The sequence below is a fragment of the Streptomyces longispororuber genome (assembly GCF_024448165.1).
GTDB classification, from domain to species: Bacteria; Actinomycetota; Actinomycetes; order Streptomycetales; family Streptomycetaceae; genus Streptomyces; species Streptomyces longispororuber_A.
This window is the reverse complement of the sequence record NZ_JAMOLN010000116.1, coordinates 1-18,048: the sequence shown is the minus strand read 5'-3', so window position 1 is coordinate 18,048 and position 18,048 is coordinate 1. Positions and strand designations below refer to the sequence as shown.

At 69.8% G+C, this 18,048-nt stretch carries 20 protein-coding genes, 3 tRNA genes and 1 pseudogene; 4 read left to right on the top strand and 20 right to left on the bottom strand.

Annotated elements, in window-relative coordinates:
- Window positions 1–307 precede the first annotated feature (307 nt).
- From rplL to M4J07_RS28565, 9 genes are all read right to left on the bottom strand, one after another.
- Window positions 308–691, bottom strand: coding sequence for a 50S ribosomal protein L7/L12 (gene rplL, locus M4J07_RS28605; RefSeq protein ID WP_255976260.1), 384 nt, complete (start codon window positions 689–691; stop codon window positions 308–310).
- 110 nt (window positions 692–801) lie between these two features.
- Window positions 802–1,332: a 50S ribosomal protein L10 gene (rplJ, locus tag M4J07_RS28600; protein ID WP_255976259.1), complete on the bottom strand. Its 531-nt coding sequence runs from the start codon at window positions 1,330–1,332 to the stop codon at window positions 802–804.
- 265 nt (window positions 1,333–1,597) lie between these two features.
- Entirely contained in the window at window positions 1,598–2,539 is a 942-nt protein-coding gene (locus M4J07_RS28595; RefSeq protein WP_255976257.1) for a hypothetical protein, read from the bottom strand.
- 70 nt (window positions 2,540–2,609) lie between these two features.
- Window positions 2,610–3,296: a hypothetical protein gene (locus tag M4J07_RS28590; protein ID WP_255976255.1), complete on the bottom strand. Its 687-nt coding sequence runs from the start codon at window positions 3,294–3,296 to the stop codon at window positions 2,610–2,612.
- Between the two features lie 149 nt (window positions 3,297–3,445).
- Entirely contained in the window at window positions 3,446–4,177 is a 732-nt protein-coding gene (rplA, locus tag M4J07_RS28585; RefSeq protein WP_255976253.1) for a 50S ribosomal protein L1, read from the bottom strand.
- Between the two features lie 75 nt (window positions 4,178–4,252).
- Window positions 4,253–4,687 carry a 50S ribosomal protein L11 gene (gene rplK, locus M4J07_RS28580; protein WP_016645192.1) on the bottom strand — a complete coding sequence of 145 codons (435 nt, stop codon included), beginning with the start codon at window positions 4,685–4,687 and terminating at the stop codon, window positions 4,253–4,255.
- A gap of 198 nt (window positions 4,688–4,885) precedes the next feature.
- Window positions 4,886–5,746 carry a transcription termination/antitermination protein NusG gene (nusG, locus tag M4J07_RS28575; protein ID WP_255976250.1) on the bottom strand — a complete coding sequence of 287 codons (861 nt, stop codon included), beginning with the start codon at window positions 5,744–5,746 and terminating at the stop codon, window positions 4,886–4,888.
- Between the two features lie 77 nt (window positions 5,747–5,823).
- The gene (gene secE, locus M4J07_RS28570) at window positions 5,824–6,111 is read right to left on the bottom strand and encodes a preprotein translocase subunit SecE (RefSeq protein ID WP_255976248.1); all 288 of its coding nucleotides are present in this window, start codon (window positions 6,109–6,111) and stop codon (window positions 5,824–5,826) included.
- Window positions 6,112–6,218: 107 nt separating this feature from the next.
- Window positions 6,219–6,291, bottom strand: a tRNA-Trp gene (locus M4J07_RS28565).
- 213 nt (window positions 6,292–6,504) lie between these two features.
- On the opposite strand from M4J07_RS28565, the gene M4J07_RS28560 reads away from it, so the two are divergent.
- The gene (locus M4J07_RS28560; RefSeq protein WP_255976246.1) at window positions 6,505–7,761 is read left to right on the top strand and encodes a pyridoxal phosphate-dependent aminotransferase; all 1,257 of its coding nucleotides are present in this window, start codon (window positions 6,505–6,507) and stop codon (window positions 7,759–7,761) included.
- Window positions 7,762–7,896: 135 nt separating this feature from the next.
- Window positions 7,897–8,919 carry an adenosine deaminase gene (locus tag M4J07_RS28555; protein WP_255976244.1) on the top strand — a complete coding sequence of 341 codons (1,023 nt, stop codon included), beginning with the start codon at window positions 7,897–7,899 and terminating at the stop codon, window positions 8,917–8,919.
- A 33-nt stretch (window positions 8,920–8,952) separates the two neighbouring features.
- On the opposite strand, the gene M4J07_RS28550 is transcribed toward M4J07_RS28555, so the two are convergent.
- Window positions 8,953–9,558 (bottom strand): TetR/AcrR family transcriptional regulator, encoded by a 606-nt coding sequence (locus M4J07_RS28550; protein WP_255976242.1) that lies wholly within the window; start codon window positions 9,556–9,558, stop codon window positions 8,953–8,955.
- A 105-nt stretch (window positions 9,559–9,663) separates the two neighbouring features.
- On the opposite strand from M4J07_RS28550, the gene M4J07_RS28545 reads away from it, so the two are divergent.
- Window positions 9,664–10,296, top strand: coding sequence for an NAD(P)-dependent oxidoreductase (locus M4J07_RS28545; protein WP_255976240.1), 633 nt, complete (start codon window positions 9,664–9,666; stop codon window positions 10,294–10,296).
- On the opposite strand, the gene M4J07_RS28540 is transcribed toward M4J07_RS28545, so the two are convergent.
- The 10 genes from M4J07_RS28540 to M4J07_RS28495 form a co-directional block, all read right to left on the bottom strand.
- Complete coding sequence (locus M4J07_RS28540) at window positions 10,293–11,684, bottom strand: tetratricopeptide repeat protein (RefSeq protein WP_255976238.1); 1,392 nt, start codon at window positions 11,682–11,684, stop codon at window positions 10,293–10,295. The genes M4J07_RS28545 and M4J07_RS28540 overlap by 4 nt on opposite strands.
- 94 nt (window positions 11,685–11,778) lie before the next feature.
- Entirely contained in the window at window positions 11,779–12,834 is a 1,056-nt protein-coding gene (locus M4J07_RS28535) for a UDP-N-acetylmuramate dehydrogenase (RefSeq protein WP_255976236.1), read from the bottom strand.
- A gap of 59 nt (window positions 12,835–12,893) precedes the next feature.
- Entirely contained in the window at window positions 12,894–13,274 is a 381-nt protein-coding gene (locus M4J07_RS28530) for a DUF3291 domain-containing protein (RefSeq protein ID WP_255976234.1), read from the bottom strand.
- Between the two features lie 89 nt (window positions 13,275–13,363).
- Window positions 13,364–14,809, bottom strand: coding sequence for a DHA2 family efflux MFS transporter permease subunit (locus tag M4J07_RS28525; protein ID WP_255976233.1), 1,446 nt, complete (start codon window positions 14,807–14,809; stop codon window positions 13,364–13,366).
- 90 nt (window positions 14,810–14,899) lie between these two features.
- On the bottom strand, window positions 14,900–15,448 hold the full coding sequence (locus M4J07_RS28520) for a TetR/AcrR family transcriptional regulator (protein ID WP_255976231.1): 549 nt from the start codon (window positions 15,446–15,448) through the stop codon (window positions 14,900–14,902).
- 113 nt (window positions 15,449–15,561) lie between these two features.
- The gene (locus tag M4J07_RS28515) at window positions 15,562–15,990 is read right to left on the bottom strand and encodes a MaoC family dehydratase (RefSeq protein WP_255976230.1); all 429 of its coding nucleotides are present in this window, start codon (window positions 15,988–15,990) and stop codon (window positions 15,562–15,564) included.
- Window positions 15,991–15,995: 5 nt separating this feature from the next.
- Window positions 15,996–16,448, bottom strand: coding sequence for a MaoC family dehydratase N-terminal domain-containing protein (locus M4J07_RS28510; RefSeq protein WP_255976228.1), 453 nt, complete (start codon window positions 16,446–16,448; stop codon window positions 15,996–15,998).
- Window positions 16,449–16,560: 112 nt separating this feature from the next.
- Window positions 16,561–16,725 carry a 50S ribosomal protein L33 gene (gene rpmG / locus M4J07_RS28505; RefSeq protein WP_004571794.1) on the bottom strand — a complete coding sequence of 55 codons (165 nt, stop codon included), beginning with the start codon at window positions 16,723–16,725 and terminating at the stop codon, window positions 16,561–16,563.
- 90 nt (window positions 16,726–16,815) lie between these two features.
- Window positions 16,816–16,888 (bottom strand) — tRNA-Met (locus M4J07_RS28500).
- Window positions 16,889–16,934: 46 nt separating this feature from the next.
- A tRNA-Thr gene (locus M4J07_RS28495) sits at window positions 16,935–17,007 on the bottom strand.
- A gap of 227 nt (window positions 17,008–17,234) precedes the next feature.
- Between M4J07_RS28495 and M4J07_RS28490 the strand changes: the two are divergent.
- Window positions 17,235–18,048: pseudogene (locus M4J07_RS28490) on the top strand (hydrolase); the annotation flags it as partial.

The window sequence follows — 18,048 nt, the reverse complement described above, 5'->3', positions numbered from 1 at the left end:
GCGCACATCTTTACTGCCCTCTTCGCCGTCGATCCATGCCTCGGATCCGGATCGTTGTGACGACGCGTCCTGAGAATTGCGCGCTGCGTGCGGTTCGTCAAGGCCCCCTCTTGGCCGAACAGGGGTGGCGCCAGGCACAACGAAGATCACCATACTCGTCGCGACCGACATCGCAAGGCACCGTCCACCTGCGAGCCAGCGAACGCCGAAGGGCGACCACCCAGTTGGGTGATCGCCCTTCAGTACGTCAGTGTTACAGCTCCCGAGGGACCAGTTTCACCGAAGAGGAGTCAGCAGACTCGCAAGGTCACTTGACCTCGACGGAGGCGCCGGCGCCCTTGAGGGCCTCGGCGGCCTTCTCCGCGGCGTCCTTGGCGACCTTCTCGAGGACCGGCTTCGGGGTGCCGTCGACGAGGTCCTTGGCCTCCTTGAGGCCCAGGGAGGTGAGCTCGCGCACGACCTTGATGACCTGGATCTTCTTCTCGCCGGCGCCGGTGAGGATGACGTCGAACTCGTCCTGCTCCTCGGCAGCCTCAGCGGCGGCGGCCGGGCCGGCCGGGCCGGCAACGGCGACGGCCGCGGCGGCGGTGACGTCGAACTTCTCCTCGAAGGCCTTCACGAACTCGGAGAGCTCGATGAGGGTCATCTCCTCGAACTGGGCGAGCAGGTCTTCCTGGCTGAGCTTCGCCATGATGGGCGATCCTTCCACTAATTCGGCTGGTGCCGGTTGTCCATGTAGGCGGGCGTACTGTCGGCCCGCTTCGACCGTCGCCTCAGGCGGCGGTCAATGTGCGAGCCGAATTACTCGGCACCGCCCTGCTCGGCCTGCTTGGCACGAAGCGCCTCCGCGGTGCGGACGAACTTCGAGGGCAGCGCCTGGAAGAGCTGAGCAGCCTGCGACTGCTTGCCCTTGAACGCGCCGGCCAGCTTGCTGAGCAGAACCTCGCGGGACTCGAGGTCCGCAAGCTTCTTGATCTCGTCGGCGGACAGCGCCTTGCCGTCAAGGACACCGCCCTTGATGACGAGGTTCGGGTTGTCCTTGGCGAAGTCACGAAGACCCTTCGCCGACTCCACCGGGTCACCGGTGACGAAGGCAACCGCCGTCGGACCGTTGAACAGGTCGTCGAGCGTGTTGATCCCGGCCTCGTTGGCCGCGATCTTGGTCAGCGTGTTCTTCACCACGGCGTACTCGGAGTTCGCACCGAGGGAACGGCGCAGCTGCTTGAGCTGGGCCACGGTGAGACCCCGGTACTCGGTCAGCACGGCGGCGTTCGAGCTGCGGAACTTGTCCGTGAGCTCGGCTACCGCGGCAGCCTTGTCGGGCGTCGGCATAGAGCGTCGGCCTCCTTCCGGGTGATGAGGACCGCTCAGAAGGAGGCTGGGAAAAACGAAACGCCCCGGCACAGGTGCACGGGGCGTGAGCTCGACCAGAATCCGTGAGGACTCCAGGAGCACTTCCACAGTCACCTGCGCGGGTCGTCCGCGGTTTCAGCGGATCCTTCGGCCGCCACACCTTCTTGCGAAAGTGCGGCAACGACCAGCGGTCTTTGGCTTCTGTGGAAGGTTACGTGAAGGGGTGCGTGTCAAGCAAATCCGCTCAGACGTCGCTGTCGGAGGCGCCCGCGCCCGCCGCGTCGCCGAGCTCCTTGAGCATGTCCATGAGGTCGAAGGTCTGGTTCGCCGGCGGTACGTCGACCTTCACCGCGGCCCCGTAGTCGGAGAACTTCTCGGAGATCTCGACGGCGCCCTGCGCGCTGTCCATCGTGACGTTCATCCGGACCGGCAGGTCGTCCTCGTTGACCCACAGCTCCGTGTCGTAGTCCTTGATGCCGGCCTTCTTGACGTTCTCGAGGAGCTTGCTGCGCTCGGACTTGCTGAGCACCTTCAGGGAGTCGTTCGACTTCATCATCTCGTCGACCGTCAGCTTGCCCTTGTAGTGCTGGGTCTGCACGCCGTCGACCGTGGCGGAGCCGATGTGCTTCAGGTTCGGCGAGTCGAGCAGGACCGCGATCTGCTGGGCCGGGTCCTGGTTCATGCTGTCCAGGCTGCCGGTCATCTGGCGGGTGAGCGTCTCGTCGCCGGACTCCTTCGCGAGGGCGCCGAGGTCCATCTTCATCCAGCGCTTGCCGTCCATGTCCTTGGCGGCCGCGGTGCCCATGTCCATGTACATCACGTCGTCCTGCCAGACCATGCGGATGTCCTTGGGCGCATCCGGGTCCCCGGCGGCCAGCGCGGAACCGCTCATCGTCATATCCATGACGGTGGGGTCCCAGCCCATGGTGCCGGACATCTTCATGGTGCCGCCGCCCGTGGCCGAGGCCATCGGCGACGACGGCATCTTCATGGTCATCTCGACCTTGGCGGACTTGGCCTCGGAGGTCTTCTCGTACGCGGCCGTCAGGGCGCGGGTGACCTGCGAGTGGGACTGCGTGTCCGACTCGGCCCCCTTGTCCGAGCCCCCGCCGCAGGCCACGGCCCCGGTACAGAGCAGTGCGGTCGCGGCGGCAGTGCCGAGCGCGCGTCGTACGACAACAGTCATCTCAATCCCACCCCTTAGAACATGCGTACTGAGCGCACGATATCGGACGCCTCGGACAGCGGTCCGTGGATCAGCGGGCCTCGGTCACGTCGTCGAAGTCGACGGTGTCGTGCGCCGGCGGCCGTTCCGCCGTGGCCGTGGCCCCGTAGTCGCTGTAACGGACCGTGCTGGTGAAATCGCCCGCGCGCTGGGTGCGCCGCACCAGGAGGTGGCGGGCGTCGAGCCAGACGTCGATGCGCTGCTTGCCCGCGGTCCCCCGGTAGTGGGTGGTCCGGACGCCGTCCACGGTCTCCCGCCCGACCCTGCGGACGTCGTCGGCCTTCGCGAGCGCCTTGAGGGAGTCGGCCGGGGTGAGGTCGCTGTGCGCGTCGTACGGGTGGCGGATCCAGTGCCGGCCGTCCTGGAAGGCGGCGAACGCGTCGGTCATGCGTGTGTAGTACGCGTCCGGCAGGAACCGTGTCTGGGACGGGTCGCCGCCCAACTTGCGGGTGGATGCGGCCAGTTCGCCGCCGGTGACGCGTACTTCGAGGGTGCCGCGGGGACCGCCGGACCAGCCGAGCGTGCCCGCGCTGCGCGACGTGAGGCGGCTGCCGCTGTCCATCGTCGCCTCGACCCGCGCCGAGCCGGCCGCCGCGACCTTCCGCTGCGCCGTGCGCAGGGCGCCGCTCGCGGCGTCGTCGGCCTGCCGCTCCTGCCCGCCGCAGCCCACCAGGAGCGCGCCCACCGCGGCCAGCGCGGCGATCCTTCCGTGCCTCATCCGCTCCCCCGGGTCGGTTACGGCGACGCTAGCGCAGCCCCGTACGCACGAGGGCGGGGAAATGGGAATCGCGAAACGAGAAAAGAGGAACGGGCCCCGCACCTCGGAAGGTGCGGGGCCCGTCGCCGACTTCAGGCGAGCTGTGCAGCTCAGACCGCGGCCGGGTCCTCCTCGACGAGGAGGTTGCGGGTGCGGTTCGAGTCGACCGGAATGCCGGGGCCCATCGTGGTGCTGATGGCGGCCTTCTTGATGTAGCGACCCTTGGCGGCGGACGGCTTCAGACGAAGGATCTCGTCGAGGGCCGCGCCGTAGTTCTCCACCAGCTTGGTGTCGTCGAAGGACGCCTTGCCGATGATGAAGTGCAGGTTCGAGTGCTTGTCGACGCGGAACTCGATCTTGCCGCCCTTGATCTCGTTCACGGCCTTGGCCACGTCCGGGGTCACGGTGCCGGTCTTCGGGTTCGGCATCAGGCCACGCGGACCGAGCACGCGGCCGAGGCGGCCGACCTTGCCCATGAGGTCCGGGGTGGCGACGACGGCGTCGAACTCGTTCAGGCGGTTGCCCTTGGAGATCTCGTCGATGAGCTCGTCGGAGCCGACGATGTCGGCGCCGGCGGCCTCCGCGGCCGCAGCACGGTCACCGGTCGCGAAGACCAGGACCCGGGCGGTCTTGCCGGTGCCGTGCGGAAGGTTCACGGTGCCACGGACCATCTGGTCGGCCTTGCGCGGGTCAACGCCCAGGCGGAAGGCGACCTCGACGGTGCCGTCGAACTTCGACGTGGAGGTCTCCTTGGCGAGACGGACGGCCTCGAGCGGGGCGTAGAGCTTGTCCGCTTCGATCTTGGCGTCCGCAGCGCGGAGAGACTTGCTGCGCTTGCTCACTGCTTCTCCTGTGTGTTCTGAGGAGTCGTGGTGCGGGCCGAGCAGGCCCTGCCACGGGTACCTACGAGTTGGTGGTCAGCCCTCGACCGTGATGCCCATGGAGCGGGCGGTGCCGGCGATGATCTTGGACGCGGCGTCCAGGTCATTGGCGTTGAGGTCGGGCATCTTGGTCGTGGCGATCTCGCGGACCTGCGCCTCGGTGATCTTGGCGACCTTGGTCTTGTGCGGCTCGCCAGAGCCCTTCTCGACACCAGCGGCCTTGAGGATCATCTTCGCGGCCGGCGGGGTCTTGGTGATGAAGGTGAAGGAGCGGTCCTCGTAGACCGTGATCTCCACCGGGATGACCCAACCGCGCTGCGACTCGGTCGCGGCGTTGTAGGCCTTGCAGAACTCCATGATGTTGACGCCGTGCTGGCCCAGCGCGGGGCCGACCGGCGGAGCCGGGTTGGCGGCGCCGGCCTGGATCTGGAGCTTGATGAGCCCCGTGACCTTCTTCTTCTTGGGAGGCATGTGCTCTCTCTCCGGGTCTTAGTGAGAGTGTTCAGCCGCCACCCGTGAACGATGATCGTCCAGATCATCCGGATGGAGGCATACCGCACAACGATAACGGGTATCCATGCGCGGCTAAAAACCGAGCAGGTCAGACGGGCTTTTGCGAGCCCATCTGACCTGTTCGGAAGCGGTGTGCCCAGAAGCTGCTAGGACGTACTAGTTCTTCTGGATCTGGTCGAAGCTGAGCTCGACCGGGGTCTCGCGGCCGAAGATCTCGACGAGGCCCTTGACCTTCTTCGAGTCGGCGTTGATCTCGTTGATCGTGGCCTGCAGCGTCGCGAACGGACCGTCGGTGACGGTGACCGAGTCGCCGACCTCGAAGTCCAGGACCTCGACGGTGACCTTGCGGGCCGGAGCCGGCTTGCCCTCGGCCTCGGCGGCCTCGCGGGCGGCCTTCTCCTCGGCCTCCGGGGCGAGCATCTTGACGATCTCGTCCAGGGTCAGCGGGTACGGGTCGTAGGCGTTGCCGACGAAGCCGGTGACGCCCGGCGTGTTGCGGACGACGCCCCAGGACTCGTTCGTCAGATCCATGCGGACGAGAACGTAGCCGGGCAGCTTGTTCTGCCGGACGTTCTTGCGCTCGCCGTTCTTGATCTGGACGATCTCTTCCTCGGGCACCTCGGCCTGGTAGATGAAGTCCTCGACGTTCAGCGAGACGGCGCGCTGCTCCAGGTTCGCCTTCACGCGCTTCTCGTAGCCCGCGTAGGTGTGGATCACGTACCACTCGCCGGGCAGGCCGCGGAGCTCGTCACGCAGAGCGGTGATCGGGTCGACCTGCTCCGCGACGGCTTCCTCGGCCTCGATCTCGGCCTCGACGGCCTCGTCCTCGGCGTCGTCGACGTCGTTCCCGCCGTCGGCCTCGACCTCGAGGGCGGCCTCCTCGGCGGGCTCACCAGCGGCGATGTCGGCAGCTTCGACCTGGTCCGGGTCCTCGGCGTCCGCCGCCTCGACGATGTCGAGCTGGTCCTCCACGGACTCCGCCGACTCGATGGCGTCGTTCAGGTTCGGGTCAGACACGGTGGCTGCTTCTTCCTGGATACATGGGGGTGGAACACGCGAAAGGGGCGCCGGACACGGCGCCCTCCGCTTTCGGCTCAGCCGAAGATGTACTTGATGAGGTGGTTGAACCCATAGTCAATCACGGTAACCAGACCGATCATGATGACGACGAACACAATCACCACGGTCGTGTACGTCGAGAGCTGACTGCGAGTCGGCCAGACGACCTTGCGGAGTTCCGCGACGATCTGGCGGTAGAAGAGTGCGAGGCGGCCGAAGGGACCCTTCTTGCCGCGCTTGCCGCCCTTACGAGCCTTCTTCTTGGACTCCGGCGCCTCATCCTGGGCATCAGGCATGTCGATGGAGCCCACGGCGTCCGTCACTCGTCCTCACCTGATTCCGGGTCGTGGCCGTGCCGCGCCCGGTTGAGCCGCACGGCGGTGCAATGCAGTACGTACATGCGCACACATCCTGGCGAAGGAGTGTGTAGCAGGGCCGGAGGGACTTGAACCCCCAACCGCTGGTTTTGGAGACCAGTGCTCTACCAATTGAGCTACGACCCTTTGTCTCCCCCAACGTACCGCATCTGCCCGGACGCACGGAGTGCAGTGGGAAAGTGCGGCCGGTGAAGGCCAACGAGCAGTGAGTGTACGTGTTCCGCGGCCCTCCGTCGAACGAATGCCGACGGGAAGTGGATCAACATCGGATCGGCGGCGGATCCGATGGTCTTGGAAACCCGTGTGCCGGGCGGGTTTCGGGTCTGGAACGATGGGGTTATGAGCGCTGCAACTCCTTCCCCGTCCGCTGGGTCCGCTGGTTCGTCCCCCACCGAGCGCCGGGTCTCGGCCCGCGTCGGCTCCATCTCCGAGTCGGCGACCCTCGCCGTCGACGCCAAGGCCAAGGCCCTCAAGGCCGCCGGGCGTCCGGTGATCGGCTTCGGTGCCGGTGAGCCCGACTTCCCGACGCCGGACTACATCGTCGAGGCGGCCATCGAGGCCTGCAAGAACCCGAAGTTCCACCGCTACACGCCGGCCGGTGGTCTGCCGGAGCTGAAGGCCGCGATCGCCGCGAAGACGCTGCGCGACTCCGGCTACGAGGTCGACGCCTCGCAGATCCTGGTGACGAACGGCGGCAAGCAGGCCATCTACGAGGCCTTCGCCGCGATCCTCGACCCGGGCGACGAGGTCATCGTCCCGGCCCCGTACTGGACGACGTACCCCGAGTCGATCCGCCTCGCGGGCGGCGTGCCGGTGGACGTCGTGGCCGACGAGACGACCGGCTACCGCGTCTCCGTCGAGCAGCTGGAGGCCGCACGCACCGAGCGCACGAAGGTCGTGCTGTTCGTGTCGCCGTCGAACCCGACGGGCGCGGTGTACAGCGAGGCCGACGCCGAGGCGATCGGCCGCTGGGCCGTGGAGCACGGCCTGTGGGTCATGACGGACGAGATCTACGAGCACCTCGTCTACGGGGACGCGAAGTTCACGTCGCTGCCCGCGATCCTTCCGGAGCTGCGCGACAAGTGCATCGTCGTGAACGGTGTCGCGAAGACGTACGCGATGACCGGCTGGCGCGTGGGGTGGATCATCGGCCCGAAGGACGTCGTGAAGGCCGCGACGAACCTGCAGTCGCACGCCACCTCGAACGTCTCCAACGTGGCGCAGGCGGCCGCGCTCGCCGCCGTGTCCGGCGATCTGACCGCCGTGGAGAAGATGCGTGAGGCCTTCGACCGGCGCCGCAAGACGATCGTGCGGATGCTGAACGAGATCGACGGCGTCGTCTGCCCGGAGCCGGAGGGCGCCTTCTACGCGTACCCGTCGGTGAAGGGGCTGCTCGGCAAGGAGATCCGCGGCAAGCGTCCGCAGGACTCCGTCGAGCTGGCCGCGCTCATCCTGGAGGAGGCCGAGGTCGCCGTCGTGCCCGGCGAGGCCTTCGGTACGCCGGGTTACCTGCGCCTCTCGTACGCGCTGGGTGACGAGGACCTGGTCGAGGGCGTCTCGCGCGTCCAGAAGCTGCTGGCCGAGGCGCGGGACTGATTCTCCGCTTCTCCGCGCAGAAGCCTCGTGAACGGGCCGCCTCCTTAAGAAGGCGGCCCGTTTCTTCGTTCGGGCGGGGCCCCGAAGGTGGAAAGGCGCTACCGGTACTACAGGTACGTACGGCAGGATCTTGGGATGGAGCGTGAAGCACGTGACGTACGTCAGTTGCCGAAGACCCATCTGCACCTGCACTTCACCGGGTCGATGCGGCCCACGACCCTGCTCGAACTCGCCGACAAGTACGGCGTGCGGCTGCCCGAGGCGCTGACCGGGGCCGAGCCGCCGAAGCTGCGGGCCACCGACGAGCGCGGGTGGTTCCGCTTCCAGCGGCTCTACGACGCGGCGCGGTCCTGTCTGCGGGAGCCCGAGGACATCCAGCGGCTCGTGCGGGAGGCCGCGGAGGAGGACATCGCGGACGGCTCGGGGTGGCTGGAGATCCAGGTCGACCCGACGTCGTACGCGCCCCGGCTGGGCGGGCTGATCCCGGCCCTGGAGGTCATCCTCGACGCCGTGGAGAGCGCGTCGCGGGAGACCGGTCTCGGGATGCGGGTGCTCGTCGCCGCGAACCGCATGAAGCATCCGCTGGACGCCCGGACGCTGGCGCGGCTCGCGGTGCGGTACGCGGACCGGGGCATCGTCGGGTTCGGGCTCTCGAACGACGAACGGCGCGGGATGGCGCGGGACTTCGACCGGGCCTTCCACATCGCCCGGGAGGGCGGGCTGCTCTCGGCGCCGCACGGCGGTGAGCTGACCGGTCCGGCCTCGGTGCGGGACTGCCTCGACGATCTGGACGCCACCCGGATCGGGCACGGTGTGCGGGCCGCCGAGGATCCGCGGCTGCTGAAGCGGCTCGCCGACCGGGGCGTCACCTGCGAGGTGTGTCCGGCGTCGAACGTCGCGCTCGGCGTCTACGAGAAGCCCGAGGACGTGCCGCTGCGCACGCTGTTCGAAGCCGGGGTGCCGATGGCGCTCGGCGCGGACGACCCGCTCCTGTTCGGCTCGCGGCTCGCGGCCCAGTACGAGATCGCGCGCCGCCACCACGACTTCTCCGACGCCGAACTGGCCGAGCTGGCGCGGCAGTCGGTGCGCGCCTCCGCGGCGCCCGAGGACATCAAGGCCAAGCTCCTCGGCGGCGTGGACGCGTGGCTGGTCGGCTGATCGGCCGACCGGCCGGCTCGGGGTGGGAAGGGGCTACGCGATGCCGTTGAGCAGCGTGTGGGCGATGTGCCGGGCGAACTCGTCGACCGGCTGCGGCGGTCTGCGGTCCGGGGACATCTCGTAGGCGAACGCGCGCTGGGAGCACGCGCCCAGGAGGAGCGAGGCGGCCGCGTACGTGTCGGCTCCTGCGCTGATGCGGCCCGCCTTCTGCTCGGCCCTCAGGTAGGCGTCGAGGCCCTGGATCGGCTTGTGGGGGCCGGTGCCCAGCTCGCGCATCACCTCTTCGTGGCGGCGCTTGAGCTGGGGCTCCGCATACAGGGATGCGGCCATCGGGAACGTCTGCTCGTAGAAGAGCGCCGCTTCGTGGGCGATGTCGGTGAGGTTCTCCTCGACCGTGCGGTCGGGGTTTCCCGCGCCCTCCGTAAGGAGGCGGCCCAGGAGGGAGCCCAGCTTCGGGAGGCGCTCGTTGAGCACCGTCACGAAGAGCTCCTCCTTGTTGGCGAAGTACTTGTAGAGCGCCGCTTCGGAGCAGCCCGCCTCCTTGGCGATCGCCTTGGTGGTGGTGCGGGCGAGGCCGACGCTCAGCATGAGTTCGTGCGCCGCGTCGACGATGCGGACACGGGCCGGCTTCTGGTCCATGCGGGCTCCCAACATGCTTGACGCGGGGGTGAGTACTCACTCACTCTAAGGGTGAGGATGGGTGAGTGAGTACTCACCCACCACGTGACGCACATGGAGGCGGTCATGAAGCTCACGGTTTTCGGTGCGACGGGCGGCATCGGGCAGGAGGTCGTCAAGCAGGCCCTGGCGGCCGGGCACGAGGTCACGGCGGTGGTGCGGGACCCGGCGCGGTTCTCCGTGACCGGGGAGCGCCTGGAGGTCTTCCGCGGCGACCTGGGGGACCCGGAGTCGCTGCGCCGCGCGGTCGCGGGCCGCGACGCGGTGCTCTCCGGGCTCGGCGCCCGCAAGAAGGCGGACGCGGGCATCGCCACGGAGCTGACGCGCTCCGTCCTGAAGGCGATGGAGGCGGAGGGCGTGCGCCGGCTGCTCGTGGTCAGCGCCGGCCCGGTGGGGCCCCAGCCCGCGGACTCGCCGTTCGCGGACCGCGTCATGATGAAACTGGTCGGCTCGATCCTCAAGGCCGTCTACGTCGATCTGGCCGCCATGGAGGCCGAGTTGGCGGCGAGCGCGACGGACTGGACGTCGGTGCGCCCGCCCCGCCTCCAGGACAAGCCGCTCACCGGCTCGTACCGGACCGTCGTGGGCGGCTTCCCGCGCTCGGGCCGCTTCATCTCCCGCGCGGACGTCGCGCACGCGATGCTGGCGATGGTGGACGACCCGGCGACGGTGAAGCAGGGAGTGGGGGTGGCCTACTAGGCCGCGCCCGCGGTGGGGCGCAAGGTGGCTTCGCGTAGTTCGCGGGTGGCGCGGGCAAGCCCGGCGCGGTCGTCGTCACCGCCCACCAGGACCATGCCCGTGCTGCCCTTGTCGGCCCACGCGCACAGCGACAGCTCGGCGCCGACCGTCTCGTAGACGGCGCACTCCAGTCGCCCGCCGAGCACTCCCGGGTCGGCACTCCAGGTGCTCTTCACGGTCAGTCCCGCGCTCCCGTAGCCGCGGCTCAGCTCCTTCCCCAGATCGTCCGGATCCTCGTCGTGCAGGTCGGCGGTGGCTCCCGTGAAGGCCAGCAGGGCGCCGGAATCCTCGTCCTTGTAGACGGCGGAGAACGGCGTGCCGCCGGGGGGCAGCTCCGCCTGCGCCATGGAGGCCGTCAGCAGGTCGCTCGTACGGTCGTCGGCCAGGGGCATCCCCCGGTACGTCTTCGGCACCGACGCCTCGTAGTGCGGATAGTCGGTCCACCGCGCGTACTGCCACTGCGTGGACCCCCACAGCCCTCCCGCCACGACCACCAGGGCGAGCGCGAGCGTCGCCCGCTCGCGCCGGGTCGGCAGCGGCACGTCCGGCGCGCCGGGCGCGGGCATCGCGTACCCGGCGGGCATCCGCAGCTCCGCCCGCCGGCGCGCGCCCCGCAGCACCCGCTGCTCGCGCAGTACGGGGACCAGCGCCGCCAGGGCCCACAGGGAGTGCGGCCAGGCGAGCCCCAGGGCGGGCACGGCCAGCAGCCAGACGCCCGCCACGCCGCTGAGCACGAGCGCGGTGCGGTGGGGATCGCGCAGCGTCAGACAGGCGAGCCCCTCGGTCCGCAGCGCGGCGAGCGTCTCGGCCCGCACCCGTAGCCGCCGGTCGCAGGGCCACGCCTCGGCGGCCTCGTGGGCCTGCTCGGCGGCGACGGCCAGGTCCACGCCGCTGTTCAGGGCGACCCGCGCGTCATGGCGCTGGGTGTACGACAGGGACGGCGGCCTGGGCCCGCGGCGCGCGTCCGTGTCCTCCAGACGCAGCGCCTGCGCCGACCCCGGCGCCAGCTCCCTCAGCCGGTCGGCGGCCGCCTGCCCGCGGGCCCGGCGCCCGGGCTGCTCCATGACGTCGCCGGCCAGGCCGAACTCGGCGTACGCGGCAAGGAGGTCCAGGTCGTCGGGGAAGGCGTCGAGTCCGGCCCGGTAGGCGCGCTCGGCGGCCCTGTCGTGCTCGTCGTCGTCCTCTGCGGCGTGGGCACGGCCGAGGACGAGGTGGAGGCCCGCCTGCGGGCCGTGCTCGTCGAGACCGGTCTGCGCCTCGGCGCGCGCCCGCGCCAACTCCCCCGCGCGCAGCAGCGATTGGGCGCGCTCGTACACGGGCAGCTCGGAGCGCCCGCCGTTCTCCACCATCTGTGGTCCCCACCCCTGAGGTACGTGTCGATCGGCTCGACGCCGTCACTATCGGGGGCGGGTGTCTACCAGGTCAACGGGAAAAGATCCCGGGTCAGAGGCGGACGCCGACCGTCACCGGCTCGTTGACCAGCGTCACGCCGAAGGCCTCGCGCACGCCTGCGACGACCTCGCGGGCGAGGGCCAGGAGGTCCTCCGTGGTGGCCTCGCCGCGGTTGGTGAGGGCCAGGGTGTGCTTCGTGGAGATGCGGGCGGGGCCCGTGCCGTAGCCCTTGGTGAAGCCCGCCTTGTCGATGAGCCAGGCCGCCGAGGTCTTGGTGAGTCCGTCGCCCGCGGGGAAGGCGGGTGCCTTCGCGCCGGGGCCCAGGCGCTCGGCCACGCGCGCGTGGAAGGCGGCGAACTCCGCCTCCGTGAGGATCGGGTTCGTGAAGAACGAGCCGGCCGACCAGGTGTCGTGGTCCTCCGGGTCGAGGACCATGCCCTTGCCCGCGCGCAGCTTCAGGACGGTCTCGCGCGCGGTGGCCGCCGGGACGCGGTCCCCGGCCTCCACGCCGAGGGTGCGGGCGGTCTCCGGGTACTTGATGGGCGCGCTCAGGCCGTCCGCGTCCTCCAGCTCGAACCGCACCCGCAGCACCACGTAGCGGTCGGGTTCGGCCTTGAAGCGGCTGTGGCGGTACGAGAAGGCGCACTCGGCGTTCGGGATCGTGACGGTCTCGCCCGCCTCGCGGTCGTAGGCGATCACCTCGGTGATCGTGGCGGAGACCTCCTGGCCGTACGCGCCGACGTTCTGGATCGGCGTCGCGCCGGCCGAGCCCGGGATCCCGGCGAGGCACTCGATGCCCGCGAGGCCCGCCTCGACGGTCCGCGCCACGGCGTCGGTCCACACCTCGCCGGCCGCCAACTCCAGCTTCGCGCCGTCGAGTTCGAAGCCCTTCGTGGCGATGCGCAGGGCGGTGCCCGCGAAGCCCTCGTCACCGATGACGAGGTTGCTGCCGCCGCCGATGATCAGCAGCGGCGTGCCGGCGGCGTCGGCCTCGCGCACCGCGTCGATCACCTCGGCGTCGGTCGTCGCGGTGAGCAGCCGGGTGGCGGGCCCGCCGAGCCGGAAGGTGGTCAGGGGGGCGAGGGGGGCTTCATGGAGTTCCTGCACGCGCACCAGGGTACGAGAACGGCCCCGCCGGTCGGGCGGGGCCGTTCTCGTACCGCGTCTCACGGGAAGCGCCGCAGGGCGTCCTTCCAGTCGATCGGCAGTTCGTCGGTGGTGGTCTGCCATGTGACGAACTTCGCGTCCTTCATCTGCCCGCGCAGCCCGGCGGCGATCGGCCCGTGCGGCGCGGAGGCAGCGAAGGCCTTGAGCGCCTTGGGCGACTCCCAGACGGACAGCGTCCAGAAGGTGCGCTGGAGAGGCTGCGCCTTCAGGGTCGCCCCGTAGGCGCCGGGGGCGCGGCCCACCTGGCGCCAGATCGTGGGCGTGCGGAGGAAGAACTTCAGGGCGCCCCACAGGGTGCGGGTCTCGAAGCGGGAGGCGAAGACCGTGGCCTCCGCGCGCGTGGGCGGGGTGTTCGGAACGGTCCAGGGCAGGGTCGGCATGACGTGTCTCCCAGGTCGGTGTCCAGTGGCCGGGCGCCCTGTGGCCAGGCGTTCCGCGGCCGGTCGTCCAGTGGCCAGGTGCTCTGTGGTCAGGCGTTCTCCAGAACCGGGGCGGGCTCGGCATCCCGCACTACGCCCGTAGTGGCTGCGGCGCTCCGGGCCCGTGGGATGAACAGGGCCGCGATACCCGCCACGGCCACCACGGCGGCGCCGACCCACAGGGCGGGCTCGATGCCGTTGACGAACTGCTGCGCGGAGCCGTAGCCGCCCTGCGCCGAGAAGATCGACGCCATGACCGCGATGCCGAGGGCGCCGCCGACCTCGCGCAGTGCGTTGTTGGCCCCGGAGGCGATGCCCTGCTCGTCCGGCCGGACGCTGGACATGACCAGGTTGGAGGCCGGGGCGAAGTAGAGGGACATCCCGATGCCGCTGACGATGAGGGCGGGCAGCTGGGCGGCGTACGACACGTCGGCGGCGACCACGGCGGCGAACCAGCCGAGTCCGACGGCCTGGAGGAAGAGTCCGGCGGCGACGACCGGGCGGCCGCCGATCCGGTCCGACAGGTATCCGGCGATCGGCGCGACGAGCATCGGCATGCCGGTCCAGGGCAGCATCCGCAGGCCCGCCTCGGTCGGCGAGTAGCCGAGCACGCCCTGCATGAACTGGGCGAGCAGGAAGATCGAGCCGAACATCCCGAGGAACATCAGCAGGCTCGCGGCGTTGATGCCGGCGAAGGCGCGGGACCGGAAGAGCCGCATGGGGAGCATGGGGTTCTGGTGCCGGCTGCCGTGGCGGACGAACCCGCAGAGCAGGGCCACGCCGGCGAACAGCCCGGTCAGGACGAGCGTGTCGCTCCAGCCGACGATCGGCGCGCGCACCAGCCCGTAGACGATGCCGAAGAGGCCGCCGCTGGCGAGCAGGGTGCCCACGATGTCGAGCCGGGCGCCGGACCCGTACGACTCCTTCAGCCGGAGCCGGGCCAGGGGCAGCAGGGCGAGGCCCAGCGGGACGTTCAGCCAGAAGATCCAGTGCCAGGAGATGTGCTCGGTGAGGCTGCCGCCGATGAGCGGCCCGGAGGCGACCGCGAGTCCGTTGACCGCGCCCCAGATCCCGTACGCCATCCCGCGCTTGGCGACCGGGACGGCCGCGGTGAGCAGGGTCAGCGTGAGCGGCATCATGATCGCGGCGCCGACACCCTGCACCGCGCGGGCCGCGATCAGCGAGTCGATGCCGGGCGCCATGGCCGCGGCGGCGGAGGCCCCGGTGAAGACCGTCAGCCCGACGAGGAAGAGCCGGCGGCGCCCGAACCGGTCACCGAGCGCGGCGCCGAACATCAGCAGCACGGCGAAGGTGAGCGTGTACGCGCTGACCGTCCACTCCAGGTCGTCCAGCGCGCCGCCGAAGTCCGCGCGGATGGACGGCAGGGCGGTGGTGACGACGAGGTTGTCGAGCGCCGCCATGAATCCGGCGACGCTGGTGATGAGGAGGGCCCAGACCGCTCCCCCGCGCCTGTCTGTCGCTGTTCGCTCCGACATTGTTTCCCCCTGAGATCCGAAAGATTAGTTATTGATGACTAACTTTCACGGGCACAGAGAACCGCACCCTCATGACGCCCACACCGTCGGCTACTTGGGCTGAACCGACTCGTAGAAGCCCGTCCACACCCGGTGATCGGGCCGGAAGCCCATCGACACCAGGACGTTGACCAACATGCCGAACGCCAGGAACTGCGTCGTCTCACCCTCGCCCAGCGCCAGCAGGACCGCGTCGTACATCTCCATCCAGCCGGCCCGCAGCGTCTCCCCGAACTCCCGGTCACCGGCCGCCTCCGCGGAGGCCACGGCGACGTACATCTGCATCTGCATCAGCAGCACGTCCGGGTCGTCGGCGATGAGCGACTGGTACGCCGCCCCCATCGCGTGCAGGACCTCTTCGCCCTGGAGCCCCTCCGACGCCTTGCGGAAGACCTCGGTGGTCCTCTCGCAGCAACGCCGGGACGCCTCCAGGAAGATGGCCTGCTTCCCGGGGAAGAGCCGGAAGAGGTACGGCTGCGAGACACCCACGCGCTTGGCGATCGCCTCGGTGGACGTGCCCTTGTAACCACCGCGGGCGAATTCGATCATCGCCGCACGGATGACGCTCTCGCGTCGCTCCTCCGCACTCATCCTGACCATGCGACAAAGTTAGTGGCCAATCACTATCTACGTCAACCCCCTCGCGGCCGAAGGAAACGCGTAAGGGGTGCCCACCATGGCGGGCACCCCTTACACACAGCTACAGGCGGCGATCAGACCAGCTGGACGACCGCTCGCGACATCCCGAGCACCTTCTGGCCCGCGCTCATGGCGGTCAGGTCGACCCGTACGCGGTTGTCGTCGAGCTTGGCCGCGACCTTGGCGCTGACCTCGATCTCGGCGCCCTTGTCGTCGTTCGGCACGACGACCGGCTTGGTGAACCGCACGCCGTACTCCACGACCGCGGCCGGGTCGCCGGCCCAGTCGGTGACGACGCGGATCGCCTCGGCCATGGTGAACATGCCGTGCGCGATCACGTCCGGCAGACCGACCTCGACCGCGAACTTCTCGTTCCAGTGGATCGGGTTGAAGTCGCCGGAGGCGCCCGCGTACTGGACGAGCGTGGCGCGCGTCACGGGGAAGTTCTGCGCCGGCAGCTCGGTGCCGATCTCGACGTCGGCGTACTTGATGGTCGTCGCCATGACGATCAGGCCTCCTCAGCGGCGCGCGAGACGAGCTTGGTCCAGGCGGTCACGACGTGCTCGCCCGCCTCGTCGTGCACCTCGCCGCGGACGTCGATGATGTCGTTGCCCGCGAGGGACTTGATGCCCTCGATGGTGGAGGTGACGCTGAGCCGGTCACCGGAGCGCACCGGGCGCGTGTAGGCGAACTTCTGGTCGCCGTGCACGACGCGGCTGTAGTCGAGACCCAGCTCCGGGTCGTGGACGACCTCGCCGGCCGCCTTGAACGTGATCGCGAACACAAAAGTGGGCGGGGCGATCACATCGGGGTGGCCGAGCTCACGTGCGGCCGCCGGGTCGACGTAGGCGGGGTTCGCGTCCCCGACCGCCTCCGCGAACTCGCGGATCTTCTCCCGGCCGACCTCGTACGGGGCGGTGGGCGGGTAGGTCCGCCCCACGAAGGACTGGTCGAGCGCCATGGACTCGGCACCTCCTGGGTGAGTGACGAGAGGGAATGCGAGGGATCAAAGCAACGGACAACGACATGAGGCCGCCCCCAAGATTGGGGACGGCCTCATGTGCGAGCCTTAATTAACGCGTTTCGCGGTGCGCGGTGTGCGCGTTGCAACGCGGGCAGTGCTTCTTCATCTCAAGACGGTCCGGGTCGTTACGCCGGTTCTTCTTGGTGATGTAGTTCCGCTCCTTGCACTCCACGCAGGCCAGCGTGATCTTCGGGCGGACGTCGGTGGCAGCCACGTGAGTGCTCCTTGACGGACGGGACGGGATGGATTAACGCATAAAAGAGTAGCCGATCGAAGGACCGACCCCGAAATCGGCTACTGTCAGTAGCGGTGACCGGACTTGAACCGGTGACACAGCGATTATGAGCCGCTTGCTCTACCGACTGAGCTACACCGCTGTGATGCGAGGGGACCTCACCCGGAGGTGAGGGACCTTCACACCAGAGCCCCAATGCGGAATCGAACCGCAGACCTTCTCCTTACCATGGAGACGCTCTACCGACTGAGCTATTGGGGCGAGCGATGAAGACATTACACGGTCGCGCGCCGATCGCCCAAATCCGTTTCGCCGCCACTGCCCGAGGGAACCCTGGCGCCTTTCCCCGACCGGCACTTGCGCCACTCGGACCTCATCAGTACGACTTTTGCGGCCTTCCCCGAAGCGGCCCGGCCACCGTCCTAGGCTCGTCCCACTCTGCGTGATCTTGAGTCCGCCACCAGCCCTGACGAGCCCTCTGGAGCGCGATGCCCGACAGCCCGCCGCCGCAGCCCCCGTCCCCCGGCTCACCCGGCGACGACTCCGTGCCGGACGGCTCGGGACTGCTGCTGAGCGGCGCCCGGCTCACCGACGGCAGGGCCGTGGACGTGCGGCTCGGCGGCGGGCGCATCGAGGCCGTCGGCACCGCCGGCAGCCTCACGGCGCACGGGCCGCGCGTGGACCTCTCCGGCTACCTCCTGCTGCCCGCCCCCGCGGAGCCGCACGCGCACGGCGACACGGCACTGACGGCGGACGGCGACGGGCCGGTCCCGTACGACGCGGACGACGTGCAGCGCCGGGCCACCGAGGCCACCCTCCTGCAGCTCGGGCACGGGGCCACCGCGGTGCGCTCCCACGTGCGGATCGGCGACATGGAGGGGCTCGGCTGGATGGAGGCCGTGCTGCAGGCCCGGCGTTCCCTGGTGGGGCTCGCGGATCTGCGGGCGGTGGCGATGCCGCGGCTGCTGACCGGGCTCGCGGGGGCGGACGGGCTCGCGATGCTGCGGGACGCCGTGAAGATGGGCGCCTCCGTAGTAGGCGGCTGTCCGGACCTGGATCCCGACCCGACGGGCTACGTGGAGGCGGTGCTGGAGGTCGCCGCCGAGCACGGCTGCCCGGTCGACCTGCACACGGACGGCGCCGACCCGGCCCGGCTCGGACGGCTCGCGGCGGCCGCCGGCGGGCTGCGCAGCGGCGTCGTGGTGGGCCCGTTGGGCGGTCTGGCGCGACTGCCCGCGCAGGCGGCGCGGCGGGCCGCGGACGGGCTCGCGGCGGCCGGGGTGACGGTGGCCTGCCTGCCGC